Origin of the sequence: Chitinophaga sp. RCC_12 (assembly GCF_041360695.1) — a bacterium.
Classification (GTDB): domain Bacteria; phylum Bacteroidota; class Bacteroidia; order Chitinophagales; family Chitinophagaceae; genus Chitinophaga.
Window position 1 is genome coordinate 337,118 of record NZ_JBFUPS010000002.1, and the last position, 26,690, is coordinate 363,807.

The 26,690-nt window shown below is 46.8% G+C and carries 16 protein-coding genes; 2 read left to right on the forward strand and 14 right to left on the reverse strand.

Annotation, left to right across the window (positions count from 1 at the left end):
* Positions 1–55 precede the first annotated feature (55 nt).
* On the reverse strand, positions 56–424 hold the full coding sequence (locus tag AB6805_RS06615; protein WP_370908655.1) for a response regulator: 369 nt from the start codon (positions 422–424) through the stop codon (positions 56–58).
* A 7-nt stretch (positions 425–431) separates the two neighbouring features.
* Positions 432–2,705 carry a glycosyltransferase gene (locus AB6805_RS06620; protein ID WP_370908656.1) on the reverse strand — a complete coding sequence of 758 codons (2,274 nt, stop codon included), beginning with the start codon at positions 2,703–2,705 and terminating at the stop codon, positions 432–434.
* A gap of 430 nt (positions 2,706–3,135) precedes the next feature.
* Here AB6805_RS06620 and AB6805_RS06625 point away from each other — a divergent pair, with 430 nt between their 5' ends.
* Positions 3,136–3,414 carry a hypothetical protein gene (locus AB6805_RS06625; RefSeq protein ID WP_079471254.1) on the forward strand — a complete coding sequence of 93 codons (279 nt, stop codon included), beginning with the start codon at positions 3,136–3,138 and terminating at the stop codon, positions 3,412–3,414.
* A gap of 48 nt (positions 3,415–3,462) precedes the next feature.
* Here the strand turns inward: AB6805_RS06625 and AB6805_RS06630 are convergent, their stop codons facing one another.
* From AB6805_RS06630 to AB6805_RS06685, 12 genes are all read right to left on the reverse strand, one after another.
* The gene (locus AB6805_RS06630) at positions 3,463–4,485 is read right to left on the reverse strand and encodes an NAD(P)H-dependent glycerol-3-phosphate dehydrogenase (RefSeq protein WP_370908657.1); all 1,023 of its coding nucleotides are present in this window, start codon (positions 4,483–4,485) and stop codon (positions 3,463–3,465) included.
* 473 nt (positions 4,486–4,958) lie between these two features.
* Positions 4,959–6,344 carry an efflux RND transporter periplasmic adaptor subunit gene (locus tag AB6805_RS06635; RefSeq protein WP_370908658.1) on the reverse strand — a complete coding sequence of 462 codons (1,386 nt, stop codon included), beginning with the start codon at positions 6,342–6,344 and terminating at the stop codon, positions 4,959–4,961.
* A gap of 25 nt (positions 6,345–6,369) precedes the next feature.
* Positions 6,370–7,725 carry a TolC family protein gene (locus AB6805_RS06640; RefSeq protein WP_370908659.1) on the reverse strand — a complete coding sequence of 452 codons (1,356 nt, stop codon included), beginning with the start codon at positions 7,723–7,725 and terminating at the stop codon, positions 6,370–6,372.
* Between the two features lie 148 nt (positions 7,726–7,873).
* Positions 7,874–8,539, reverse strand: coding sequence for an ABC transporter ATP-binding protein (locus AB6805_RS06645; protein ID WP_370908660.1), 666 nt, complete (start codon positions 8,537–8,539; stop codon positions 7,874–7,876).
* A 93-nt stretch (positions 8,540–8,632) separates the two neighbouring features.
* On the reverse strand, positions 8,633–11,017 hold the full coding sequence (locus AB6805_RS06650; protein WP_370908661.1) for an ABC transporter permease: 2,385 nt from the start codon (positions 11,015–11,017) through the stop codon (positions 8,633–8,635).
* 16 nt (positions 11,018–11,033) lie between these two features.
* On the reverse strand, positions 11,034–13,430 hold the full coding sequence (locus tag AB6805_RS06655; RefSeq protein WP_370908662.1) for an ABC transporter permease: 2,397 nt from the start codon (positions 13,428–13,430) through the stop codon (positions 11,034–11,036).
* 71 nt (positions 13,431–13,501) lie between these two features.
* Complete coding sequence (locus AB6805_RS06660; protein ID WP_370908663.1) at positions 13,502–15,895, reverse strand: ABC transporter permease; 2,394 nt, start codon at positions 15,893–15,895, stop codon at positions 13,502–13,504.
* Positions 15,896–15,897: 2 nt separating this feature from the next.
* Complete coding sequence (locus AB6805_RS06665; protein ID WP_370908664.1) at positions 15,898–18,285, reverse strand: ABC transporter permease; 2,388 nt, start codon at positions 18,283–18,285, stop codon at positions 15,898–15,900.
* Between the two features lie 10 nt (positions 18,286–18,295).
* A complete protein-coding gene (locus AB6805_RS06670) occupies positions 18,296–20,653 on the reverse strand; it encodes an ABC transporter permease (protein ID WP_370908665.1) in 2,358 nt (785 codons plus the stop codon).
* 2 nt (positions 20,654–20,655) lie between these two features.
* Complete coding sequence (locus AB6805_RS06675; RefSeq protein WP_370908666.1) at positions 20,656–23,064, reverse strand: ABC transporter permease; 2,409 nt, start codon at positions 23,062–23,064, stop codon at positions 20,656–20,658.
* Positions 23,065–23,094: 30 nt separating this feature from the next.
* Positions 23,095–23,784, reverse strand: coding sequence for an ABC transporter ATP-binding protein (locus tag AB6805_RS06680; protein ID WP_370908667.1), 690 nt, complete (start codon positions 23,782–23,784; stop codon positions 23,095–23,097).
* A 47-nt stretch (positions 23,785–23,831) separates the two neighbouring features.
* Positions 23,832–25,079: an efflux RND transporter periplasmic adaptor subunit gene (locus AB6805_RS06685; protein ID WP_370908668.1), complete on the reverse strand. Its 1,248-nt coding sequence runs from the start codon at positions 25,077–25,079 to the stop codon at positions 23,832–23,834.
* 216 nt (positions 25,080–25,295) lie between these two features.
* On the opposite strand from AB6805_RS06685, the gene AB6805_RS06690 reads away from it, so the two are divergent.
* A complete protein-coding gene (locus AB6805_RS06690; RefSeq protein WP_370908669.1) occupies positions 25,296–26,645 on the forward strand; it encodes a sigma-54-dependent transcriptional regulator in 1,350 nt (449 codons plus the stop codon).
* The last annotated feature ends 45 nt before the right edge of the window (positions 26,646–26,690 follow it).

The window sequence follows — 26,690 nt, forward strand, 5'->3', positions numbered from 1 at the left end:
TAATTGGCAACAGAATAGCTGGTTAAAATTACTGATTATAACCAATCGGGCGTTATCAGCTTTTTATTTTGATACTATCGATCAGTTCATCAACATTTTTGAGACTGAAAGGTTTAGCCAGGAAAAAAGCGGCTCCGGCTTTCAGTGCGGTTTGCTTTTCCATCGCATTGTCATAGGCGCTGATAGTGATCACGGGTAACGTGGGACAACGTTCCTTGATCACCGGCAAAGCCTCGAGGCCCGATCCGTCGGGCAGGTGGATGTCCAGAAAAAGGAGATCAGGCTGATGTTTGAAAATGGACTTCATGCCCGCCTCCAGTTCATGTACGTATTTCACATTATAGCCATGACGTACAAGCGTAAGTTGCAATAATCTGCATATATCCGGCTCATCATCTATAATCAATATGCTGGGATATTTCATGTTATTCTCAGTTGTAGCCAAGTCTGACTGGTGCCAGGCTGTTTTGTTTCGGTGTAACATACTTATGTTTATTCCATTGTTCCATTAATAGTCTGGCAATCAGGTAACATACAGTTGACTCGGCGCCCTGATTCTGGTTTATATTATTTTTTTCCAGTCCGTCGTAGCAACCGTAAGTTAATGGATTATAAACAAGTTGTTTCAGGTGATTATTCCCTAAATACCAACTGAATGCCAGACGCATCTTCTCCAAATATGATTTATTTTTTGTGGTGTTATAAAACGTATTCAAAGCCAGCATGGTATAGGCTACTTCTATAGATTGTTCGCCACCGTCTTCCTGTTGCTGGGTGTTATTCCTGTGGTACCATGTTTTATTGCTGATCACCTTCATATGGCTGTCTGTAAAGGTTTTGCTGCAAAGGAAAGCCAGGCTGTTTTCCGCGGTTCTGCGGTAAGCTTCAATTCCGCTTACCTGGTAGGCCATCATCATTGCCTCAGGCAATACGGCGTTACCGTAGGTAAGGTAGGATTCGTACCAATGCCAGGTTTCATCTGCTTCCTGTTTGTAATGGTCGTACAATTTTGCAGCCAGATGTTGCAAAATTTCCACTGCTTTGCCACCGGGTTTATAAGAAAGGTAATAGTACAGTCCTTTGATGGTGAAAGCCATGGCCCTGGGTGATTGCAGTGATTCCATCCAGTTGAAGCATTTGCTGAATATGGCGGATACGTCCTGCACGGCGTCAAAGGGCAGGTGATGCTGCGAAGCGAGGGCATACCCCAGCGCCCATACCGCGCGTCCATTGGCATCTTCCAGGTTTACTTCCTCATTCATTTTATCGAACTGGCGGTTGATATCCACATAGTTCAGGAACTTACCGGAAGGCTGCTGACAGTAAGCGATAAAGTCGATGTACTTACGGGTCAGCGAGTTGACGAAGCTGCTGGAATTTAATTCGCTGCTGTACATGCAGGTAGCAATAAGCGCCCTTGCGTTGTCGTCCAGCGTATATCCGAATGCGGGATCCGGGATGTCATGTTTGGAAAACTGCAGCATACCGATTTCGTCGGTCATACGATCGATATGATCGAGGTATGGTGGCGGCAGGTTGGGCAGGATCTTGTCTTCTGCCAGTGCTTCGCTGATTACGCTCATGTGTGCGATGGCTACGTTTTCCCAGATGGAGCTGCGTGTTTTTTCGATGGCCGACTGGCTCATCTGTGCGCGCAGTTCCGGATTGCCGAGCAGCGGTATCGCGCAGGCAGCAATTTGTTCCGGGTTATTGAAATCTACCAGGCAACCGGCGCCATCTTCCAGCATTTCGCGTGCCTGTACAAATGAGGTGGAAATCACCGCACAGCCGGCGCTCATGGCGTAAACGAAAGTTCCGCTTACTGCCTGGTGCGGGTCTTTTGACGTAAAAAGGTAGATATCTGTAAGAGATAAATAATCGAGTAATGTTTTCAGGGAAAGATAATTATTTACGAATCGTACATTGTTTTCCAGGCCGAGTTCCTGTACCAGTTGTTCCAGTGACTCGCGGTATTTTTCTCCTTCACGGGAGTATACTACGGGATGGGTTTTCCCGAGCACCAGGTAAATGGCGCGGGGATATTGCTTAACAATATCCTTCATGGCCCTGATGCCTGTTTCGATGCCTTTGTTTTCACTGAGCAAACCAAATGTGCTCAGTACCATCCTGCCTTCCACATTGTATTGTTTTTTCAGTGCGTCCACATCTTCCACGATGTGTGCGTGTGTACCATGTGGTATATGCACAATCTTTTCGGCGGGCACATGATATACCTGCTGCAGCAAGGTGGCAGAGGAGCGTGTCATTACAATCACTTTTGCCGCGAGTGCGCTGATCAGGCTTACTACCTTGGTGCATTTATGATCGGGATAAGGCAGTACGGTATGGAAACGTACCACGAAAGGTTTATCCAGTAAGGAAAGCATGGCCAGGAGGTTATGACCGTATTCTCCGCCATACAGGCCGAATTCGTGCTCAAAACAAACCAGGTCTATTTTATCGTTCTCATTTATTTTTTGTGCAAAATCAATACACGCATCAATATCGAACGGGTTTACCGAATAAGTAACGGGTGTTTCTTTCATATTGGCAGGTTTGCCTGCTTCTTCCAGTGCTGCCACCTCAATATTCAGATTACCGGCAAAATTCTTATTCATTGCGTTTACCAGGTCCTGTGCGAAAGTTGCAATTCCACATTCCCGGGGCGGGTAAGAAGTAACAAAAAGCAAGGTTCTAATCTTCATGGTAAAAATTTTATACTACGCAGTTAACAAGTAACCAGGTCCTCAATTTTCCGGATCGGGACATAGGATGTTTCAAATATCAATCCAATGCCTGCTGTATTGGGTTTCAGGGGATCTGGCCACCAGGAAGTGTAGAGATAATTCTACACATATTGTCCCGTATCCACAGGTAGGAGGTGTGGATAAAATAAAGGGGGACCATTTACATTTGATTAACAGTCCATGTAATCATAATTATTTATAATTGTATTACAATTTGCCGGAAATTGTGGTAATTTGGGATACAAATAGCAACATTATTATCGTAATTAGTAAACAATAATGTTTCTTTGTCCATTTCAGCTTATTTTAGCTGAAGTAAGCACCCAAGCTACCATGTGAAGAGCAAATTTTAACCATTCCATTTTCTCATTTAAACCCAATCGCCGTTATGCGAAACATTGCATGTACATTTAATGTAGATGGTGTTCCAACCAAAATCAGTTTGAGGAAACTCCCCCGGCAAAGGCGCTTTCAAGCCATTATTGACCGTAATATCACGGAATATATCATCTCGGACGAGACCAATGAGATTGAGTATTACGAGGGACCGGTGTTAAGCGAGTATCTTTTCACCCGGATTGCCAGCCTTATTAAGCAGTATTTCCCGAATGTGCGGGCAATTATGAAGATCGGGGAAGATAATTATGAGGACTACGATGATTTTTAGGCGACTGGCAAACGGCTGTTAGCCCGGGAAGACTAACAGCCGGCCATTTTATATAAATCCTTTTTCAAGGGACAGGAATGCCTCTGAAGGATGCACCTGCTGCCATAAGATAGCATATACGGCCTGGGCAACCGGCATATACGCCCCTATATTCCTGTTCATTTCATGCATACATTTACTGGCGTAATAACCTTCTGCGATCATATTCAGTTCCAGCTGGGCCGCTTTTACACTGTACCCTTTCCCGATCATATTGCCAAAAGTACGGTTACGGCTATGCAGTGAATAGCAGGTAACCAACAGATCGCCCAGGTAAGCGCTGGCGCTGTAATTATGCACTACCGGCTCAGTTCCGGCCACCGCAGCTTTCTGCTCTTCATATTTTTCGAGGAAGCTTTGCATTTCCCGGAAACAGTTGGTAATAAATACGCTGAGGAAGTTATCTCCATATTCCTGCCCGTGTGCAATACCCGCCCCCATGGCGTAAATATTTTTAAGTACCGCCGCCAGCTGTACGCCAATTACATCGGTGTTTACAATTGTTTGCAGGTAACTGCCGGTAAATTTATCGGCAATGGACTGGGTAGTGTCCAGCTGAGCGCCGGAGAAAGTTAAGTAAGACAGCTTTTCGCTCGCCACTTCTTCTGCATGGCAGGGGCCTGTAATCGTGAAATACCGGCTTGCCGGTAAATTGAATTGTTTGAGAAGATATTCTCCTATCAGGTCGTTGGTACTTGGTACCAGCCCTTTAATCGCAGAAATGACCTTTTTATTGATCAGTGCATCGGCGGGTAACAAGCCTAACACATCTTCCAAAAAGGCACTGGGAACCGCCAGCACCAGCTCATCGCAGGCCGCCACTACTGCTTTTACATCACTACTAAGGCTCAGCAGGCTGGTATCGAAATACACGGAGGTGAGATAATGTTTATTATGATGACGCAGCTGCATATGACGTATGGTGTCTTCATTCCTTATCCACCAATGTATATGATGCCCGTTATCTGTCAGGATCTTAGCCAGTGCAGTAGCCCAACTGCCACTGCCTATAATTCCAATGCTCTTGCTCACAATGCAAATTTTTATGCAATGTAATTAAAAAGCAATAAAGGAGTTTTGCGGGAGCGGAGGTTGTCTTTCCCGCTGATTACGCTGATTTTGCTGATTACCACGATTTTTATTCTTTTTCTTTTGGAGATGGGGTAATTAAAGAAGTGAGGGAAGATGATGTACGTGATGCTTTGCAGTTGCTTTTAACATGCTTTGGAGATACTATGGAGATACTTTGAACATGTCTTTAATGTGGAGATAACATGGAGCTGATGTGGAGGTGACGTGGACTTGATCGGTAAGATGTTGGTAGTCAGTTTATTGCACAGGGTTTTGGTGTGCTGCTTAGACGCGCTTCAAGGAAATGCGTGTTGTATATCAATGCTTTATACATCTTTCAAAGATAAAACTGATCAGTGAAAATACCAAAAAAAGAGGTCGTTTTTCTATGTTGAAAAACGACCTCTTTTTTATAGGAAGTTGTGTAACTGCGTTTATTTTGCCTGCCCTTCAAACAGTTCGGCCTTCGGTACTACTTTTACTTTTTTGCCATTTTCGAGGGTACGTGAGATGGCGGTATAAGGAGCGCTGATCACCTGGTCGCCGGCTTTCAGGCCGGAAGTGATCTGGATCCAGGCATCGTCCTGTACACCGGTTTTAACGGGTACCATTTTAACGGTACCATCTTTCTGCAGTATAAATACCACCTCGTTCAGCACTGGTTTGGTATCGGCAGAAGAGCCTGGGGTAGTATTATCCTGTACCGGCGCCGCTTTCTTTTTGTCGTCCTTTCCTTTGGTAGAATCGGCGTCGCGGGTAGTTACGGAGTTAATTGGGATGGCCAGTACATTATTTACATGCCTGGTTTGAATATCCACACTGGCACTCATACCTGGGCGGAAGGGATACGTTTTCTTGTTCTTATCAAGAAGATCCTGGTAGCTTTCCTGCAGGATACGGATATGTACAATGTAGCTGGTTACCTGCTCTGCGGAGGATGCGGTGCTTACCGTAGCGGTGGCGGCGCCTTTGCTGGAGCTGGCAATTTGTGTTACAATACCTTTAAACTCCCGGCTGTTATACGCATCCACTTCAATAATGGCAGTATCGCCGTATTTTACTTTTGGAATATCGTTTTCGCCTACGTCTACCTGTACTTCCATGGTGTTCATATCAGCGATACGCAGCATTTCGGTACCGGTCATTTGTGCGGTACCCACCACGCGTTCTCCTTTCTTTACAGAAAGCAGGGAAACGATACCGCCCATGGGAGCGGAAATGGTGGTACGACCCAGGTTTTTATTGGCTTCATTCAGGTTGGCCTGCGCACTGGCCACGGCAAACTTGTTTCCGTTGATCTGTTGCACAGCAGCGTTATAATCTGCCAGGGAGGCGAGATAAGTTGCTTCGGCTGTTTCAAACTCTGATTTGGAGATTACTTTCTGGGCAAGGAGTTCCTTGTTCCTGTTATAGGCAGCCTTGTTCTGATCAAGACGGGCCTTAAAGGAGTTCAGCGCTGCAGCGGAATTGGCCAGCTGCGCCTGCGACTGGCTCATGGAGGCCGCCGCTTTGTCGACCATCGATCCGTAGATATCTGCGTATATACGTGCCAGTACCTGTCCTTTTTTTACGGAGTCGCCTTCCAGGATGGGAAGGTCTGTAATTTCGCCGGAAACGTCGGAGCTTACTTTTACTTCTATTTCAGGATAAATTTTACCGCTGGCGGTAACCACTTCTATAATATTTCTATTAGAAGCATTGTCTACAGCAACTTTAAGTCCTTCTTCCTTACCAATTACCCCGGCCGCTTTAAGCACCAGGAACAAAATAACGAGTGAACAAAGTATGCCTATGAACCAGTAAAGTTGTTTCTTCTTCATAAAGCAATTTAATTTCCCGGAACGGCTACAGTGATATTTTCTGATCCCGGTAGAATTCCAGCAATTTCATTTTAAATATGTAATCGTATTGAGCAAGCACCTTGTTTACCTGCGCATTATACAATTTACTTTGTGTTGTGATATAATCAATGGTGTTCATTAATCCGAGATTGAAGCGTTTGGTGGCAAAATCATACGCTTTCTGAGCCGCCATTACTCCTGTGGCAGATGCATTATATTTCTGTAATGCGGCTATGGCGTTGGCATGGGCGGTATAAATATCCTGCCGGAGCTTCTGGTGATCCAGGTCGCGGATCAGTTCCTGGCTGTATACATTTATTTTAGCCCTGGCTACAGTAGTACGTTGCTGCCAGCCATTAAAAATAGGTATGTTAAGCGATAACCCGATATTTTTCCGGTAGGTGTTGCTGATCTGATCATGAAACGGCAGCACCTTCGTTTGCGCAATATCCTCATAATAGTTATTGGCGTAGTAGGTACTGAGGCCGCCGTTTATGCTCAGGTTGGGATACAACTGCGCTTTGGCCGCCTGGTATGCTTTGGCGGCGCTCTGGATCTTCAGTTCATCCGATTTTACCAGCGGGTAGTTGGTTAAAGCGGCACTGTACACCATTTCCGGGGCCATTTCCTGCAGAGCAGATAATGGCAGGGAAGAAATATTTTCAGGTACATCCGGTTTGAAAGGGATCTCAAATCCGAGGTTGAGATAAGCCTTCATCTGGAGAATGGCCAGGGTTACGTTGTTCTGGGCGGTTACCAGGTTACTGCTGTCCAGTGCCAGCTGTGCTTCCAGGTCGGCCTGGTTGCTTTCCGGTACGGAACCTGCGATGACCAGTTTCTTGGTATTATCCAGGTTGGAATTGGTCAGCCGGACGTTTTCTTCGTTTACTTTCTCTGTTTGAATATTGAGCAGTATCTGCAGGAAAGCTGTGGCTACGTTAAACGCGAGGTCATTCCTGGCTTTTTCCAGCAGGAAGCTATTGGCCTGTGCATCCAGTTTGTTGGCGGCAATTGTTTTTTGCTGATAAAACCAGCTAAAAAGGTTCGCCTGCATATTCAGGTTACCACTGGAGTTAAACACGGTTTGATTTACATACTGGTTATCTCCCAGGCTGGCGCTTCTACCATCCGTATACCCTCCTGTTACTGACCCGCTGAAACCGGGGATCATTTGCAGGCGGCTTTGCTGTAAAGTGAGATCTGCCAGGCGTTTTTGAACTTCCTGTTGTTTAACTGTCAGGTTATTTTGCAAGGCATAATCCACGCAACGTTGTAAACTCCACGTATCCTGCGCATCAGCGGATGTTATGTTAGCAAACAATAAAATCAGGATTACTCCTGCTATTCGGGATATTCTCATAACATTCCAAAAATATAATAATTGTGATGATACTTTTCCACCCTTCTTGATAGAAGGCAAAAATTTAGTAGGTATGGCAGTATACCTCACTAATTGAGTGTACAACATAATCTTTTTTTTACAAATTCTTAAAACTGATCCGCCTTTCTTATGGCTGAATATGTCCATCGCGGATCTGGATAACGCGGTTGCCATAGGTGGCATTCACGTCTGAGTGGGTTACCTGCACGATTGTAATTTTATCTTGTTCATTCAGGTGTTTAAACAGCTGCATGATCACTTTCGCCTGATCGGAGTGCAGGTTACCGGTGGGTTCATCGGCCAGGATCACCCGGGGTTCGGCTACAATAGCGCGGGCAATACCTACCAGTTGCTGCTGTCCGCCGGATAGCTGGTTGGGAAACAGGTCCTTTTTAGCTACCATATTAAAGCGGTCCAGTACATCTGCCACCCGGCTTTTTCTTTCTGAAGTGGGGATGTTCTTGTACAGTAACGGCGTTTCAATATTTTCGTACACGGTTAATTCGTCAATCAGGTGATAGGCCTGGAACACAAATCCAATGGAACCCCGGTGCAACTGGGTCCTTTTTTTCTCGTTCATCCTGTCCACACGCTCTCCTTCAAACAGGTATTGTCCTTCGGATGGTTCTTCCAGTAAACCCATAATATGCAGCAAGGTAGATTTCCCGGAACCGGAAGGCCCCATAATAGATACAAACTCGCCTTCATTGATAGTGAGGTCGATATCTTTCAGGATATAATTTTTTCCGAATCCAACCGGGTAATGCCTGGAAATTTTCTGCAATTGTATCATGATCGGTAATTTGTTTTTAATTTATGTTGATATTTTCTGCATATCGGCTCAGCAATATAATTAAAAGTAGCTGCTCCGGTTATCCAGATTAGTTTATTCTGATCTCAGGCTTTTAACCGGGTTCATTAATGCCGCTTTCACCGACTGCAAACTCACGGTGAGCAAAGCGATTACAATGGCGATAGTGCCTGCCAGGAGAAAGGTGCCTGCATGTAAACGGGTGTGGTAGGCAAAGCCTTCCAGCCATTGATGCATAGCATACCAGGCAAACGGGGAAGCAATACAAAGCGATATCAGCACCAGCTTAATAAAATCTTTCGACAGCAATGCCACCACACTGGTGGCAGAAGCGCCCAACACCTTGCGGATACCCACTTCGCGGGTACGCTGTTCTGCAGTAAACGCGGCCAGCCCCAGTAAACCCAGGCAGGAAACAAGGATAATAACAATAGAAAAGGTTGATAAAATGGTACCGGTTCTGAATTCCGATTTATATAATCCGTTAAAGTCTTCGTCCATAAAATGATATCCGAAAGGCACGGCGGGCAGGTATTCCTTCCAGATCCTTTCTATCCCTGCTATCACCTGCTGCTGGTTATCCCCTGAAGTTTTGATGAGCACTTCCCCAAACCATTCATATTCCGGGAAAACAACAATAGGTTCAATTTTGGTTTTCATGGAAGCGAAGTGAAAGTCCTTCATCACCCCTTTGATGGTTCCTGCGCGGCCATTCATCACCATGCGTTTTCCCACTGCCGTTTCAGCCGTCCAGCCCAGCTGCTTTATGGCGGTTTCGTTGAGCAGGAAATGATATACCCGGTCTTTATCTTCCTTTAAAATATCCTGTACATCCGCGTCGGTTAAGTTTGCACCGACCAGCAATGAAATTCCCATTGTTTGCAGGTAATCTTTCTCCACGGGAATCGCGGTAATATTCATACTGTAATCCGCCGGCTTCCCTTCCAGGTTACCAATAGTGTAGCCACCGCCCACTGATACCGGTGAGTCGTACGAGGCGCTGACGTATTTGATACCTGACTGCTGCAACAGCCTGCCCTTGAAGGCTTCCAGCATCTGCCGGCTAAAATTTTCTCCTGATAATACCAACACCTGCGACCTGTCCAGTCCTAATTTCTTTTGCTGGATATACTTTAACTGGTTGCTCACCACCAATGTGCAGATGATAAAGAACACGGAAGCCGCAAACTGGAATACGACGAGGCTTTTACGGATGCTGCCACCTGAAGTATGCATGACCCGTCCCTTTAATACCTGTACCGGCCGGAAGCCCGACAGGAACAAGGCCGGATAGGTACCCGCAAAAAAGGTGGTACAAAGAAAAACACCTGCCAGCCACAGGTAGATGTGATAGCTGTCCAGTCCGAGCTTCAGGGTAACGCCGGCCATATTGTTAAATACCGGCAGTAATACCAAAGCAATCATTATTCCCAGTACCACAGCGCAGAAGCTAATCAGCGTAGATTCGGCAATGAACTGCCAGAACAGCTGCCCGCGTACGGCGCCCAGGGCTTTCCGCACACCGATTTCACGGCCTCTTTCCGCGGAACGGGCTGTGGCGAGGTTCATAAAGTTGATACATGCAATCAGCAGCAACAGCGCGGCTATGATGGTAAGAATATAATTATAGCGGATATCCCCGCCAGCTTCTGTTGAGTTAAGGGCTATAGAATGGAGATGAATTCCCGGTACGGACTCCGGCACAAAATCAAGCGTAACGCCGCTCCTGGTAACACTCCCCATCTGTTCTTTTACCAGGTTCTTTAACCTCCCGTGCAGCGCGCCGGCAGTGGCTTTGCTGGCCAGTTGTACATAAGTGTAGTCATTGGCTGAATTCCAGGTGTCCTGCTTACCCAGCGAGGCATAACTGGCTACAAAATCAAATTTCAGGTGGGTGTTCGCGGGAGCATCTATGGCTACACCGGTTACCTGGTATTCATTTTTGTTATTAATCTTCAGTGTTTTACCTACTATATCCGTGGTGCCAAAATACTTCCTGGCCATTGTTTCAGACAGTACTACCATATTGGGACCGCTCAAAACAGTGGCTGCATTTCCGGCTATCAGCGGGAAAGAAAACATGCTGAAAAAAGCAGGATCTGCATAAAGAAACCCCTTCTCGTTCATTACCTTGTCGCCATAAGCCACCGTGGTAGCTGAAGGATAGACCCTGGAGATGTATTTCACTTCCGGAAAATCCTTCATCACCGGCGCCAGTCCGTTTGGCGTAAGGGCGGTGTGGGTTACCTCCTGGTCTTTTTCGCCATAGTCGAAGCGGATACGATATAATTCCGTGGCATGTGCATGGAAATTATCGTAGGTCCATTCATTCCTCAGATACAGCGCCAGCAGTATGAAACAGGCAATGCCCGCAGACAGACCGGTGATATTGATCGCCGAATACAGTTTACGTTTCTTCAGATTTCTTAAAGCTGTTTTCAGATAATTACGCCACATCATAGGTGATATTTTAATATTAATCCCTTGTTAAACTGTTTACCGGGTTTGCCAGGGCGGCTTTCACCGATTGCAGGCTCACGGTTAAGAACGCAATACATACCGCCATCAGCCCTGCTGCCCCGAATACCCACCAGTGAATGGTGGTATGGTATTCAAAGCCCTCCAGCCATTGATGCATGAAATACCAGGCTGCCGGGGCGGCTATCAATACGGCTACGAGTACCAGGCGAAGAAAATCTTTCGATAACAGCATTACAATGCCACTCACTGATGCGCCCAATACCTTACGGATCCCGATTTCTTTTTTGCGGTGTGCCATCACCAGTACTGCAATAGCAAATAATCCCATGCAGGAAATGATGACGGCGAGTACGGCCCCGCTCATAAATATCTTTGAAAACCGTTGCTCCTGTGTATATAGCCGTTGTGCATTTTCATCGAGGAAAGAAGGATCACTTTCTGACAGCTCATTAATTCCCTTCCAGAGTGCAGTGATCTTTTTCAGTGATGCCACCGGGTTGGATGTTTCTACTTTTACGAAGATATAGTTCAGGGGAGCGTTCATGATCATCACCAGCGGACTGATTTTCTTATGTAATGATTCAAAGTGATAATCTTTCACCATGCCGATCACGTGTAGCGGCGGCTCATCCTCGCTCATGCGGAAGCTTACACCTATAGGATCAGTTACGCCTAATTGTTTCGCCATCAGTTCATTGATCACCACGGCGTTACTGTCTGTTCCATACTCCCGGGAGAAATCGCGGCCGGATAATATTTTCAGGTCCAGTGTTTTGGCGTAGTCGTAGTCTACTGCGAGGCATTGCGTGGAAACGTGGCGATCTTTATACATAAAGCCCCTGGTCCAGTTGCCGGAAGACCCGTCCTTTCCCAGGCCGAGGTTTAACATGCTGCCACTCACGCTTCTTACTTCGCTCAGCTCTGTAAGCCTGTTTTTCATGGAAGTGATATCAGACGGCGTGGCATTATCGAGCGGGATACTGATCACCTGGGAAGAATTGTATCCTAACGGGGCCGACTGTATGAAATTAAGCTGCTGCCAGATGATGGAGGTACAGCTGATCAGTACTACTGCCACCATAAACTGTACTATAATAAGCCCGTTGCGCACCCCACTGCTTTTACCCATGCCCAGCTTGCCTTTCAGCACCTCCAGGATATTGAGCCGCGCTACTTTCCAGGCGGGGTAACCACCTGCCAGTAATGTAATCCCGAAGAAGCCGGCAATGGTGCCGGTTAACACCCATATATTACGGAAAATGCCCAGCGCAATATGATGTCCAAACACCTGGTTGTAATAAGGCAACAGCAGGATCATCAGGCCAAGGCTGAGTACCAGTGCGAAGCAGCACAGAAGAAAAGCTTCTGCCCAGAACTGCAGCAGCAGCTGGCCATTTTGTGCACCCAGTGATTTCCGCAATCCTATTTCACCGCTGCGGGCAAAGGATCTGGCAATGGACAGGTTTATAAAATTGATAGCGGCTATACTGATGATCAGCGTTGCAAGGATGATCATCAGCCAGGGATAAAATTTATTCAGGCCACTGTAAAAAGTGCTTTCTGCATTGAGGTGAAAATCTTTCAGCGGCAATCCTTTCAGGTAAAACACATTTTTAACGCCGCCCGCATTCTTCTGAAGGTCTTCTATTTTCCCTTTATAATATTTGTTCACCACCACACTCATATTTTTCTCGAAAGAAGTTTTACTGACGCCGGGTTCCAGCTGAACAAACAACGGAAAATTAGAAGCGGTCCAATCGTTTTTGGTGGTGTTATACTCTGGTTCATTCTCAAACCGTGTAAGTAATTCGAACTCCATACCTGAATTATCGGGAATATCTGCTGCTATTGCGCTTACAATGAAAGGCTGCCATTTACCACCCAGGTTTAGTTCTACGGTTTGGCCTACCGGATCGGTATCCTTAAACAGTATGCCGGAAGCGCGCTTTGTGAGCACCACCTGGTTCAGCTGCTGCAGTGCGCTATTCTTATCTCCCTTTACCAGGGGGAAGGTGAACATCTTCAGAAAATCCTTATCTACCATTTGCGCACCCAGGTAATAGTGGTTGGTACCATATCTTACAGGCACGTTATACCCGGCTATAAAAGTGGTATACTTTACGCCCGGTACTTCTTTCTGCAAAGCTACTGCCAGTGGCTTCGACATACTGGCGCCTGTTTTTACCTGGCCTCCGGTATCTTCCACGCCAATCAGCTGGTATATATCTTCCCCATTTTTATGAAAATTATCGTAAGTCCATTCCCGGTATGCGGTAAGAGACAAAAGCAATGCAGCACATAATGCGGTACTCATTCCCACGATGTTAACCGCAGCGAACACTTTCTGTTTCCGCAAATTCCTCCAGGCAATTTTTAAATAACTCTTTAACATACGGTTATATTTAAAGTGAAAAAAATAAAAGCAGGGCGTGTAGACACACACTCTGATTTGCTGTTCACTTGTTATTCAATTTTTAATGCGTTTACCGGGTTCCTGACGGCGGCTTTTACGGTTTGCAGGCCGATGGCCAGTAACGCTGTTGTTACGGCGATAATGGCAGCCAATATAAACATCCAGGGTTGCAGATCGATGCGGAAAGCAAATTGCTGTAACCATTGCCGCATCAGGTACCACGCCACCGGTGAGGCAATCACTAATGCGATCACTACTAACCGGATAAATTCTTTCGACAGTAAGGTGGTAATCTGCGCCACACTGGCGCCCAATACTTTACGCACGCCAATTTCGCGTGTACGCTGCTCAGCCGAAAAGGCTGCCAGTCCCAGTAATCCCAGTGCCGATATCAGCACGGTGAGTACAGTAAACCAGCCAAAGATCCCGGCCAGCCGGTCTTCCGCAGTATACAACCTGCCAAATGCGTCGTCCAGGAAGGTATATTCAAAAGGTTCCTGCATATCGTACGCAGCATATATCTTTTGTATTTTCGCCATCAGGGCAGGCATATTCTGTTTTGGCGCCACTTTTACAAACATGCATCCTGGGCTGTTAGCGCCCCATAAAGCGGTATTATCCTTCTCCACATTTATGCCCAGCGGGGTGATGGCTGAATGCAATGATTTATAGTGAAAGTTTTTTACTACGCCAATCACCTCTACCTTCTTATCGCCCAAATTTATATACTTCCCCAACGGAGATCCCGAAAAACCAAAGCTTTCCACGGCAGATTCATTCAGCACTATTTTATCCGGCATGCCCAGCTGTGTGGAATCTGCCGGCGGAAATTTCCATTGCAGTCCTGTTAACCCAAACAGGGAATGATCCATGCTGAGCATAGACAACGCCATTGGCGGACGGTTACCTTCTCCCATCACAAACCACATATCGTAACCGCCATACAACGGATAACGGGCTGTAGCCGTTTGCTGCACACCATTCAAAGCAGCCACCTGCTGCCGGTAAGCCTGGTAGTGATTCCTCATAGAGCCCTGAAATGGCAGCATTACCACGTTCTCTTTATTGATGCCAGTTGCAGCATGACGGAAGAAATACAGCTGCCGGTTAATAACAATGCTGCAAATGATGAGCACTGCTGCGGTTCCAAACTGCAATACCGTTAATACTTTCCTTACGGAGGCGCCGCCGCTTACGCGGCTCATCTTCCCCGACAAAATGTAAACAGGATTATAACGGGAAAGAACAAACGAAGGATAACTGCCTGCCAGTAAAATAGTGATCAGCAATAACAGCACATAAATCATGAGTACTACCGGGTGGTAAAGAAAGCTTACATCCACCTTCAGCTGCAGCAGGTTGAAAAACCAGGGGCGTAATAACTGGCACAACAACAGCGCCAGGCAAAATGCCAGGAAAGCATAGAGGGCCGATTCTACATAAAACTGTTTGGCAATACTTTTATGATCGGCGCCCAGCGATTTCCGCACGCCTATTTCACGGGCGCGCACCGTTGCCCGGGCGGTAGAAAGGCTCATATAGTTGATCAACGCCATCAGCAGGATCAGTGCGGCTACCAGCGGGAACAGCTTCAGATAGCGAAGATTAAACCCAGGGCTGAAATTAGCATCCGTATGGATCCGGGTGATGGGTACCATCACCGCTCTGCCCTGATCCAACTGAGCGGCTATCAGCCGGTCGATATTCTGTACTACGGCGGCGGCGTGAGCGGGATCATCCAGCTTCAGGAACACTTTAAAAAAGATGCCGGCAAATCCACGTTCGCCGGAAATAATTTCCCTCATTGATTCGATGCCGGCCATACTGGAATACGACAGCAGTATATTAGCCTGGATACTGGAATTGGAAGGTGCATCGGCCATTACTCCCGATACCTGGAAAATGTATTTGCCGTTATATCGCAGCTGTTTTCCTATTACATCCGTACTTCCAAAATATTTCCTGGCAGTAGAGGCCGAAATTACTGCCGTAAAAGGCTGTTTCAATACCTCATTCTTATCACCGGACAGCAAGGGGAAAGAGAAAAAGCTGAAGTAGTTGGCGTCTGTAAACCAGGTGTCACGCTCCTCGCTTTTAATATTGGGATTGGCCACACTCTGCATGATAATGGATTCGCTGGCGAGGTTGCCCATGCGGATATAACTCTCCACGGCCGCGTTCTGTTGCTGGATAGAGGCTGCCGTTGTTGCGTTAAAACGCTCCAGCTGCATCGTATCTTTTTCCAGTCTTATCTTCTCAAACAGCGAATAAATCCTGGAATTATCTTTATGAAAACGATCATAGCTCAACTCATGCACTACATACAACATAATCAGCATGCAGGCGCACAAACCCGCTGCCAGTCCACCGATGTTGATGAAGCTGTACAGCTTTCTTTTTGCAAGATTGCGCCAGGCAAGTTTTATGTAGTTGAATAGCAGCATAGTCAATCGTTTCTCAGGTTATCTGCCGGATTCACTTCAATAGCTCTCCAGGTTTGTGAAAAGATGGTAATCAATGCCAGGAATACCAGGAACAGGAAACTTCCCAGCATTGCCAAAATGCCCGTGCTTACCCGGTAAGCAAATATCTGCAGGAAAAGCAGGCTGCTTATATATCCCAGTGGCAGGGCAATACAGCCTGCTATGACGATTAATTTTATATAGTTTTTAGACAAGAGCATTAATAGCCCCGCTGCACTGGCGCCCAGTACTTTGCGGATAGCAATTTCCTTTCTGCGGGTGAAAGAAGTGTAGGCTACAATGCCCAGCAACCCTAATGCAGCTATCAAAGTGGTAATGAACACCAGGAAGCCCAGCATGGAAATTACTTCTCTCCCATTCCGGCTACGTAGCTGCTCATCCATCCATTCCGAGGTGAATACTTCTCCGGGATGCATGGCTGTCCATATTTTTTTCACGTCCGCTACCTGCTGCTCTTTATCTCCTTTCAGCATCGCTAATTGCAGCTGACGGAATTCGTTGGGAGCAAAACGGATCGCCATCGGGCGGATATTTACTTCTATCGGCTGATAGTTAAAATCTTTTACCACGCCAACAATACTTACGGGAAGGGAATCCGACAGGAACAGCGTTCTTCCGATAGCATCTGCCGGTGATTTTATACCCATTACACTAACCGCCTTTTCGTTGACGATGATATATTGTTCTTTTTCAGCAGAAGCGGATGCAGGGAAAGTAGTGCCCGCCAATAGTTTCAGGTGCATTACCTTGAGGAAGTCCGCATCCCCGGCATAGTAGCCAAACTCCATCCTGTCTTTGCTGTCACCGGTGCGGATAACGCAGAAGTTACAATGTCTTGGCATGCCTAATGTTCCGGAGCTGGCTGTTGCCGTTGTCACTTCTTTCAATTGCATCATCCGTTCTTTCATCCGTTGAAAATCCACATCTGCCAGCGGAACATTGAGGATATCTTCCCGGTAGAAGCCCATGTCCTTAATGGCCTTATAATGGAACTGACGATAAACGGTGACCAGGAAGATGATTGCGGTTAACGACAGGGAAAACTGGATGACGATGAGCGTTTTCCGCAGTCCCAATCCGCCAAAAAGTTTAATGTCGATGAGGTTCTTTAACACCTTGGCCGGCTGAAAGGCGGATAAAGCCCATGCCGGGATGGCCCCGGCTACTATGCCAATAACGATGCTAAACAACAGGAAAAGCAGGAGTAACCGGGGTTCCAGGAGGTTGTTATCCGGAACCGGTAATCCGCTGAAATGAGTGGACTGCATCAGCAGCAGCAGTAAAACCGCCATGATCAGCGATAATATGCACATGATCACAGATTCCGTAATAAACTGTACGAATATCTGCCAGCGCTGTGCGCCGTTTACTTTTCGTACGCCTACTTCTTTGGCCCGCTGCAGGGAACGTACAATGGATAAGTTGGTATAGTTAAAGCAGGCGCAGATAATTAGTCCCAGTGCCACGCCTATTTCCGCGAGTATTTTGCCCCAGGGCGGCGTACCGCCAATATCGTCCATCAGCTCCTGCGACGGTGTGATTTTGCCAAGTGCCTGTGGTTCAAAAGCCATGCTGCCTTGTCCCTTCTGCACCAGCCCGTCGTAGCGATGGGCCTGGTCCTTCAGCGCCGATTCCAGGGCGGATACCTTTTCGCCGCGGCGCAGCACCACATAGGTATAGCTGCTCTGTACCTGGTCCCAGTTATTCAGCTTATCCGGCAATACTTTACTTTGTTCCAGTAAAGGCACCGACGACATCGCTGCAAAGGCTTCGTAATCGATATGGGATTTGGCGGGAGCAGGTTCCATTACGCCACTAACGATAAAGCTGCCAAAGCGATCGAACAGGATTACTTTTCCCATCGGATCAGTAGTACCAAAAAAACGTTGGGCGGTTTCTGCAGTAAGCACAATGCTGTTGGGCGTAAGCAGGGCGGTGCGGGGATTGCCTGCCGCCAGCTTAAAGCCAAACACCTCAAAAAAGGAAGGCGTGGCAAATGCCCCATAGATATGGATCTTCTTCTTATCTATTTTCCCGTCTCCATTTAAAACACCATATAAGGTGGCCTCATTTTCAACAGCAGCATAATTATTTTTTAATGCCGCTCCCATTGGCAAAGGCACACTGGCCATATGATATTTTCTACCATCCGGCGTTTGCGCATGGGTAGTGATTCTCCAGGTACGCGAAGCAGCAGGATGAAAATTATCATAACTGAAATTTTCCCTGACAGATATCAATACGATCAAGCATACTGTCATGCTCACAGCCAGCCCGGCGATGTTGATAAAGGTAAACAACCTTTGCCGCTGCAGATTTCTGAATGTTATGACGATATAACGCTTAAACATATACGTTAAATTATTCGGCTTTTAAAGATTTTACAGGGTTGGCCATGGCGGCTTTCACCGACTGGAAACTCACCGTTGCCAGGGCTATCACCACTGCCAGTAAGCCAGCAATGACAAAGATCCAGGCAGATAAATTTGTATGATATGCAAATCCGGATAACCAGTTATTCATCATGTACCAGCTGATAGGCGTGGCCAGTAAAATACCAATGATCACCAGGGTCAGGAATTCTTTTGAAAGCAAACGGGTAACGTTCATTACGGAAGCACCTAATACTTTCCGGATACCAATTTCCTTCCTGCGCTGTTCTGCAGTAAAAACAGATAGTCCGAACAGCCCCAGGCAGGAAATCATTACTGCTACTACCGCAAATACCTGCGCCAGTTTACGCAGCATGGTTTCCGACCTGTACATGTTGTCAAAAGTTTCATCGAGGAAGTGATAATCTACCGGGTAGCCGGCATTCAGCGTAGTGAATACTTTTTCCACGGCGGCCACCTGGCTGGAAACCTCTCCCTTTGCCAGGCGGATCATCATGTAATTATTATCTTTCGGTTCCAGCATCATTACCATCGACGAAATATTTTCCCTCATAGAGGTAAAATGATAATCCTTTACCACGCCGATGATGGTGCCTTTTCCTTTCCAGAAACTGATTTGTTTTCCTACAGGATCCTTCATTCCCATTACACGGGCGGCTGTTTCATTGATAATATAGGCAGCGGAGTCGGAAGCAAAGTCCCGGGAGAAATCCCGGCCTTCCTTCATCGTCATTCCCATGGTGGAAACATAGTCGTATCCTACCTGCTGCGGCGCCGTGTTCACAATCAGCTTATCCGGTTTTCCTTCCCAGCCCAGGTCGGCACTTGAGCCGCCAATAGACAATGGCAGGAAACTGTTATAGGTAAATGACTTCACCTGCGGCAGTTGCGACATTGACTGCTCAATCGCCTGCTGGTTTGCGGCAAAGCCTTCGCCCAATTCTACATACATTACATTTTCTTTGTCAACACCCAGGTTACGGTGGTAGATGTACTGCATCTGGTTGTAGATCACTACGCTGCTCACAATAAAAATGAAAGAGAGCACAAACTGCAATACCACCAGGTTTTTCCGGAACAGGGAAGCGCCGCTGCCACTGCTCAGGTCACCTTTCAATACCTTCACCGGGAGGAAACGCGATAACACAAAAGCGGGGTAACTGCCTGCCAGCACGCCGGTGACCAATGTTACACCCAACAGCCCCAACAGGTATTTAATGGTAACAGACAGTGTAAACGTTATATGCTTGCCGGTAAAATTATTGAATACCGGCATCAGCAAGTATACCACTACTGCTGCGGCAACAGCGGCTATAGCGCACATCAGGATTGCTTCCCCGGTAAACTGCAACATCAGCGAAAGCCTGGACGCGCCCATCGATTTACGCACGCCTACTTCACGGGCTCTTTTAGATGCCTGTGCAGTGGAAAGGTTCATGAAATTGATACAGGCAATGGCCAGTACAATAAGCGCCGTGATGAAAAACAAACGTACATATTCAATTCTTCCACCGGCTACTTTTCCATTTTCATATTTTTCATGCAGATAGATGTCTTCGAAAGGTTGCAGCCATACTTCGTTCTTATTGCCAGGATTAAGTTTAGCGTAATGTTGCTGCATTTTTGCGGTGAGGCGGGGAATATCTGTTCCGGCTTTTACCACCATGTAATTATAGATGCTATAGCTGCCCGGCCTCAACAGCCAGGGATCCTGCTTCAGGGAAAGCGCAAAGGGCAGTATAAAATCGAACTGAATAGAGGATGCAGCGGGCACATCTTTTACGATAGCCGTTACCTGTAACGCTTTGTTCTTTTCCACGTTAATGATCTTCCCGATAAGATCGGTGGTGCCGTAATATTTTTTTGCAAATGATTCCGTCAGTACAATAGATTCAGGTTGCGTCAATGCGGTATGCTTATCTCCTGATACTACCGGGAAGTCCATCTCTTCCAGCAGGTTGGAGGTGGCGAATATGTAATTTTTTTCCAGCGCGGATCGTTGCGCTGTTTTAAACAGCATGTTGCTGTTGGTCACCCGGACTTTCACATTCGCCATGATCTCCGGGAAGTTACTTTTCAGATCGTCTGCCAGCACAGTAGGTGTGACAGTCATGGTGCGTATACCGCCCCAGTCGACATTCGCCTGCAGCCGGTAAATATTCTTTCCGTTTGAATGGAACTTATCAATACTATATTCATCTAAAACCCAGCAGAGGATAAACATGCATACCGCCATGCCAAAGGCCAATCCTGCAATATTCACAGCAGCGAAAAACTGGCTTCTTTTCAGATTCCTCCAGGCAATTTGGAAATAGTTTTTAATCATGTTTATTCGGATCTAAGTGATTTAACCGGGTTCATTAACGCCGCTTTTATGGATTGCAAACTAACGGTACACAATGCAATCAGCACCACCATTCCAGCGGTGAGTAAAAACACCCACCATTCCACGTGCACCCTGAAAGCAAAGTTTTGCAGCCATTTTTCCATTCCGTACCAGGCTATGGGAGAAGCGATACAGATCCCTATCAAAACCAGTTTGAGAAAGTCTTTAGATAACAACAGTGAAATATTGGCAATAGAAGCACCCAGCACTTTGCGGATACCGATTTCTTTTGTACGCTGCCGGGAAATGAGCATAGACAATCCCAGGAGGCCCATACAGGCTATAAAGATGGCGAGGCCGGAGAAGATACCGAATAGTTTGCCCAGTGTCCGTTCAGATGCATACTGTGCCTGTATATCATCTTCCACAAAAGTGAAATTAAATGGCACATCGGGAATCATACTGTTCCATGCGGCTTCCACACGTTTTAATATAGCCTTTTGATCGCCTGCTGCAAGCCGCAGGGTAATGATTGCTACTTCCTCCTGCCTTACCAGGTAGACGATAGGCTCTACCGGCATTTGCAGGGAGCGGAGGTTGAAATCTTCTACCACGCCTATAATGGTACCATGTCTTTCCATATACCCGGGTCGCCACTCAATCCGTTTGCCCACTGCATCATCCTTAAAGCCTAACTGCCGTGCAGCGGCCTGGTTAACGATATAGGCATCGGAAGAATCAGTAGCCAGCGCAGGGTCAAAATCACGTCCGGCTACCAGTTTGATACCAGTTGTTTTAAGCAGGTCGAAATCCGATTGAATGATTCCTGCAACAAAGCCGTCTTTATCATCTCCCCCTTCACGTACTATCGGGTTATTATTAAACACGCCGCTGCCCATTAAAAAATTATGCATGGAAGCCTGCTGCACGCCCGACTGGTTTAGGAACGAAGATTTCAGCGAGGCAACTTTAGCGCCATCTACGCCGGAGAGGTATATATTTACGAGGTGTTCTTTATCGAATCCGAGGTTTTTTGTTTGCCAGTAGCGGAGCTGGGAAAATACAACCACCGTGGAAATGATCAATGCCACGGCTACTGCAAATTGTGCCACCACTAATCCACGGCGTACCAGCACACGGGAGCCGGAGGTAACAAAATTGCCTTTCAATACGCGTACGGGTATCAGCCCGGACAGGTAGAGAGCAGGATAGCTTCCGGCCACCAGGCCCACCAATAATACCAGCAATAATAAGCCGGCATATAAAAAACTATCTGCGGAAGAAAGCAACAGCAACTGTTTGCCGGTAATAGTATTAAACAATGGCATCGCCAATCCTACCAGCAAAATAGCCAGCACAAAAGAGATAAGGCTGATCACCAGTGATTCTGTAAGAAATTGCAGGATAAGACTTTTTCTTTCAGCGCCCAGTACTTTACGCAGCCCCACTTCTTTCGCTCTTTCATGTGCCCGCGCAGTGGTGAGGTTCATGAAGTTGATACAGGCAATCAGGATCAGGAAAACTGCAATAGCAATGTATAACCAGATCAACGGGGAGTTATCTATTCCTTTGTCGCCCTGTGGGTGCAGATGTACATGCTGAATGGGTTGTAATTCCAGCGCAAACTGTATATTATGCTTTTTCAGTATTCTACCAATATGAGTAGATACAAAAGTGGCCAGTTCTTTGGTAAGTTTAGCAGGATCTGTGTGGTCTGCCAGCTGTACATAAGTAACGTTATTGCCAAACATAAACCACTGCTTTTCCATATCGGTGCCCGCTTTTAATGCTTCTTTCAGCATGGTGGGGTACGATATGATCATGGTCAGGCGGAGATCTGTATTGGATGGAAAGTCCTTGGCCACACCGGTTACCGTGCAGCTGTAACCATTGCCTACCTTTATCAGCTTTCCAATGGGCGATTCATTTCCAAAGTATTTTTTTGCAGCAGATGCGGTTAGTACAATGGAGTATGGTTCTTTTAAAACAGTAGCCGGATTTCCTTCCAGCAGCGGATAATCGAAAACCCGGAAGAAAGGTTCATCGGCAAAGCCTGTATTTTCTTCCCATATTCTTTTATCTCCTGCAGTATAGAGGGTATTTCCCGGTGCGTAAATACGTACGGCTTCTTTGATACTGCTGATATCTTTTTTCAGATTGGGGCCAACAGGGAACTGGGTAGCGGCGTCATAATCGGTATTACCCGTAGGACGGGTGGTTTGAGTTGTAACGCGGTAGAGACGGTCCGCATTGCGGTGGAACCTGTCAAAACCCAGCTCATCGCGCACGTACAGCGTAATCAATATGCAGCAGGCCATGCCTACAGCCAGCCCGGAGATGTTGATCACCGTAATGAACTTATGACGCTGTAAATGACGGACAGCAATTTTGAAATAGTTCCGAAACATCATGATGTGGTTTTAGAATGGCGGAAAAAAAAATCACACATGAAACTGCTCCTTGATATTCTCTGTCACCACGCGTCCATCAAACAGGTTGACAATACGGTGTGCAAACCCTGCATCATATGGGGAGTGTGTTACCATGATCAGGGTGGTGCCGGAGTTATTCAGCTCCTGCAATAACTTCATCACTTCTTCCCCGTTGGTGGAATCCAGGTTACCTGTAGGCTCATCCGCCAGTATCAGGTTAGGTTTGGCTACCACGGCGCGGGCAATAGCTACTCTTTGTTGTTGGCCACCGGACAGCTGCTGCGGGAAGTGGTTGCGGCGGTGCATAATGTTCATGCGTTCCAGCACCTCTTCTACCTTCACCTTTCTTTCAGCCGCAGGAACTTTCAGATAAAGTAAGGGTAATTCAACGTTCTCGAAAACGGTGAGTTCATCGATCAGGTTAAAGCTCTGGAACACGAAACCAATAGAACCTTTGCGGAGCTGTGCCCTTTGTCTTTCACTCATACGCGCTACTTCCTTATCCCAGAAGTGATACTCGCCATCGCTGGGGTTATCCAGCAAACCCAATATGTTCAGCAAAGTGGATTTGCCGCAACCGGAGGGTCCCATGATCGCCACAAATTCTCCATCCTGCACTTCCATGTTAATACCATTGAGAGCAGTGGTTTCTACCTCTTCTGTTGTAAACAGCTTCTGTAAGTTAACAGTGCGTATCATATGTGTTTTTAATTTTAAATGCTAGTTTATATAAAAAAATGGATGAACTAAAAGGATAAAACATCTTTGTTTCCGAAATTCTCATAGGAAGAAGTAATTACCTGGTCGCCTGGCTGCAGGCCCTCCAGTACTTCAAAATATAGCGGATTTTTACGGCCCAGCGAAATATTACGTTTTACTGCACGGTTGCCGCTTTTATCTACTACGTATACCCAGTTACCACCGGTGTCGGAGAAAAATCCGCCGAGCGGTAAAAGGATGGCTTCTGCGGACTTACCCAATACAAGGCGGATAGGAGAGGATTGTCCGCGGCGGATACCTTCCGGCGTATCTTTTTGAAAGGTCATATCGGCCTGGAAACGGCCGCTTTTCACTTCAGGATATACCTTTGTAACCAGCATTTCGTAAGATTTCCCATCGAATTCAAAGGTGGCTTTCAACCCGGCAAATACCTGCGAAACATAATGCTCGTCTATATCGGCGCGTAGTTTAAATCCGTTCAGGTCATCGATCTGGCCAATATTCTGGCCGGCGGTGATGCTGGAACCAACTTCCACATCGATGGAAGAGAGCTGCCCGGATACCGGGGCGCGGACAATCAGGCTGTTCAGGTTTTCCCGCATCAGGTCCAGGTTGCGCTGGGTTCTGGCCAGGGTGCCTTCCAGCTGGGTAATCTGCATTTTGGCATTGTCCTGCTGGTACCTCTGGGATTGCAGCTGGATATCTTTCTGACGCAGGAGTCCTTCCAGTTCAAACTTGTTTTTGTTGAATTCCTGGCGGGCCACGATCTTTTCTTCCACCAGTTGTTTGTTCCGGTCGTACAGGTCCTGTGCGGCGGCTATCTTGGCGTCTATGTCTGAAATGGTTTGCTGCATGGTAAATTCCTGTTGGCGGATGCTCAGGCGGGTATTCTGCAGTTCGTTGCGTAAACGGTAGATCTCTGTTTCATGGTTTACGAAGTCCATCATCATGTGCTGGTTGTCCAGCCGCAGGATAGAGTCGCCTTCCTTTACCATACTACCACCATCCAGGTACTTGCGGCTTACATATCCGCCTTCAATGGCATCCAGGCGGATAGTTTTCAGGGGCATTACCACTGCGGTAACAGCAATATATACGTCAAAGGTTCCTTTCTTTACTGTAGAGATAGTGATCTTGTCTTTTTCTACATTCAGGGTGGCCCTGTGATCCGCAAAAAGCAACGTATACAACAGCAGCATTGCTACTACTGCTCCGCCACCTATCATCAGGATGCGCTTTTTATTCCAAAACTTCTTTTCTAATTTTCTATCCATGTTCTTTAGCGAAAAGTTTGCTGACCGGAGAAAGTCAATCCACATGCCAAAGCTGAAAACCTTTTACCATCAACGTTTTCAAGGAAAAATGGTTTAAAAAAACGTCCTTTGCCGGACAAGCGGTGTCCATAATCGGACACTTTTAAAAGATCCTGAAATTAGCTGTGGGTTTGAAAGAATCTTTGTTTAATATTGTCACCTATTCACCATTCGCATATGACTACCATGCAACCAGGAAAGATTTTAATTGTAGATGATGATGTAGATGTTTTACGTGCGGCCCGCCTGTTACTCAAAAGACATTTCGAACAGGTTGATTTTGAGAAGAATCCGCAAAAAATTCCCTATCTCGTATCCAACTTCGATTACGATGTAATCCTGCTGGATATGAACTTTACCCGCGACCTGAGCAGCGGAAAAGAAGGCTTTGAATGGCTGGACCGGATCCTGGATATAAAACCGGAAACGGCGGTTGTATTGTTCACTGCCTATGGCGATGTGGAAATGGCGGTGAGGGCCATCAAGGCCGGTGCGGTTGACTTTGTACTTAAACCCTGGGAAAACGAAAAGCTCCTGGCTACCATTCAAACTGCCTATAACAAACGTGCAGCCCAACAGGATAAACCTCCCGCTGCCGTACATCATCCGGGCAACCAGGTAATTGGCAAAAGCCCCGGCATGCTGGCCGTATTTGATACCGTATCCAAAGTAGCTGCCACGGATGCCAATATCCTCATCCTCGGTGAAAATGGTACCGGTAAAGATATGCTGGCCCGCCAGATACATGCACAGTCGAACCGGAGCAGCAAACCCTTCGTAAGTGTAGACCTCGGCGCCATCAGCGAAACCCTGTTTGAAAGTGAACTGTTTGGCCATGTAAAAGGCGCCTTCACCGATGCCCGCGAAGACCGCGCCGGCCGCTTCGAAGAAGCCAACGGCGGCACCATTTTCCTGGATGAAATAGGAAACATCTCTATCCCCTTCCAGGCAAAACTGCTTACCGTGCTGCAAAACAGGTCGGTTACAAAAGTAGGTTCCAATAAAAGTATACCCATTGACGTTAGACTGATCTGCGCCACCAACCGCAACATTTCGCACATGGCTTCGCAACACCTGTTCAGACAGGATCTGCTCTATCGTATCAATACCATCGAAGTACACCTGCCGCCACTGCGCGAGCGCGTGGAAGATATCATCCCGCTGGCAGAACACTTCCTGCAGCTGTACCGCGATAAATATAAACGCCCGGTAAACAGCATGCATGAATCACTCATCACGCAACTGCAGCGGTACGACTGGCCCGGCAACATCCGCGAACTGCAACATGCACTGGAAAGAGCCGTTATCCTCTCACAGGGAAAAACCCTCCAGCCAAAGGATGTATTTGTAAAAAACAATAACAGCGCCGATCAGGCGATGGACACCGGCTATAACCTGGAAGAAATGGAACGCAACATCATTTCCCAGGCCATGAAAAAATGCAACGGCAACATCACCGAAGCCGCCAAAGAACTGGGACTTAGCAGGGCCGCACTTTACAGAAGACTGGAAAAATATAACATATAGCCGTTGGCTTTCAGTGGTTAATAATCACTGAAAGCCAAACAGCTA

Excerpts from the sequence above, each read along its gene's own strand:
- AB6805_RS06665 (WP_370908664.1), bottom strand. The coding sequence starts at position 18,285 with ATGTTTAAGCGTTATATCGTCATAACATTCAGAAATCTGCAGCGGCAA.
- AB6805_RS06685 (WP_370908668.1), bottom strand. The coding sequence starts at position 25,079 with ATGGATAGAAAATTAGAAAAGAAGTTTTGGAATAAAAAGCGCATCCTG.
- AB6805_RS06670 (WP_370908665.1), bottom strand. The coding sequence starts at position 20,653 with ATGATTAAAAACTATTTCCAAATTGCCTGGAGGAATCTGAAAAGAAGC.
- AB6805_RS06640 (WP_370908659.1), bottom strand. The coding sequence starts at position 7,725 with ATGAGAATATCCCGAATAGCAGGAGTAATCCTGATTTTATTGTTTGCT.
- AB6805_RS06655 (WP_370908662.1), bottom strand. The coding sequence starts at position 13,430 with ATGTTAAAGAGTTATTTAAAAATTGCCTGGAGGAATTTGCGGAAACAG.
- AB6805_RS06620 (WP_370908656.1), bottom strand. The coding sequence starts at position 2,705 with ATGAAGATTAGAACCTTGCTTTTTGTTACTTCTTACCCGCCCCGGGAA.
- AB6805_RS06680 (WP_370908667.1), bottom strand. The coding sequence starts at position 23,784 with ATGATACGCACTGTTAACTTACAGAAGCTGTTTACAACAGAAGAGGTA.
- AB6805_RS06635 (WP_370908658.1), bottom strand. The coding sequence starts at position 6,344 with ATGAAGAAGAAACAACTTTACTGGTTCATAGGCATACTTTGTTCACTC.
- AB6805_RS06690 (WP_370908669.1), top strand. The coding sequence starts at position 25,296 with ATGACTACCATGCAACCAGGAAAGATTTTAATTGTAGATGATGATGTA.
- AB6805_RS06660 (WP_370908663.1), bottom strand. The coding sequence starts at position 15,895 with ATGCTGCTATTCAACTACATAAAACTTGCCTGGCGCAATCTTGCAAAA.
- AB6805_RS06675 (WP_370908666.1), bottom strand. The coding sequence starts at position 23,064 with ATGATGTTTCGGAACTATTTCAAAATTGCTGTCCGTCATTTACAGCGT.
- AB6805_RS06625 (WP_079471254.1), top strand. The coding sequence starts at position 3,136 with ATGCGAAACATTGCATGTACATTTAATGTAGATGGTGTTCCAACCAAA.
- AB6805_RS06615 (WP_370908655.1), bottom strand. The coding sequence starts at position 424 with ATGAAATATCCCAGCATATTGATTATAGATGATGAGCCGGATATATGC.
- AB6805_RS06650 (WP_370908661.1), bottom strand. The coding sequence starts at position 11,017 with ATGATGTGGCGTAATTATCTGAAAACAGCTTTAAGAAATCTGAAGAAA.
- AB6805_RS06645 (WP_370908660.1), bottom strand. The coding sequence starts at position 8,539 with ATGATACAATTGCAGAAAATTTCCAGGCATTACCCGGTTGGATTCGGA.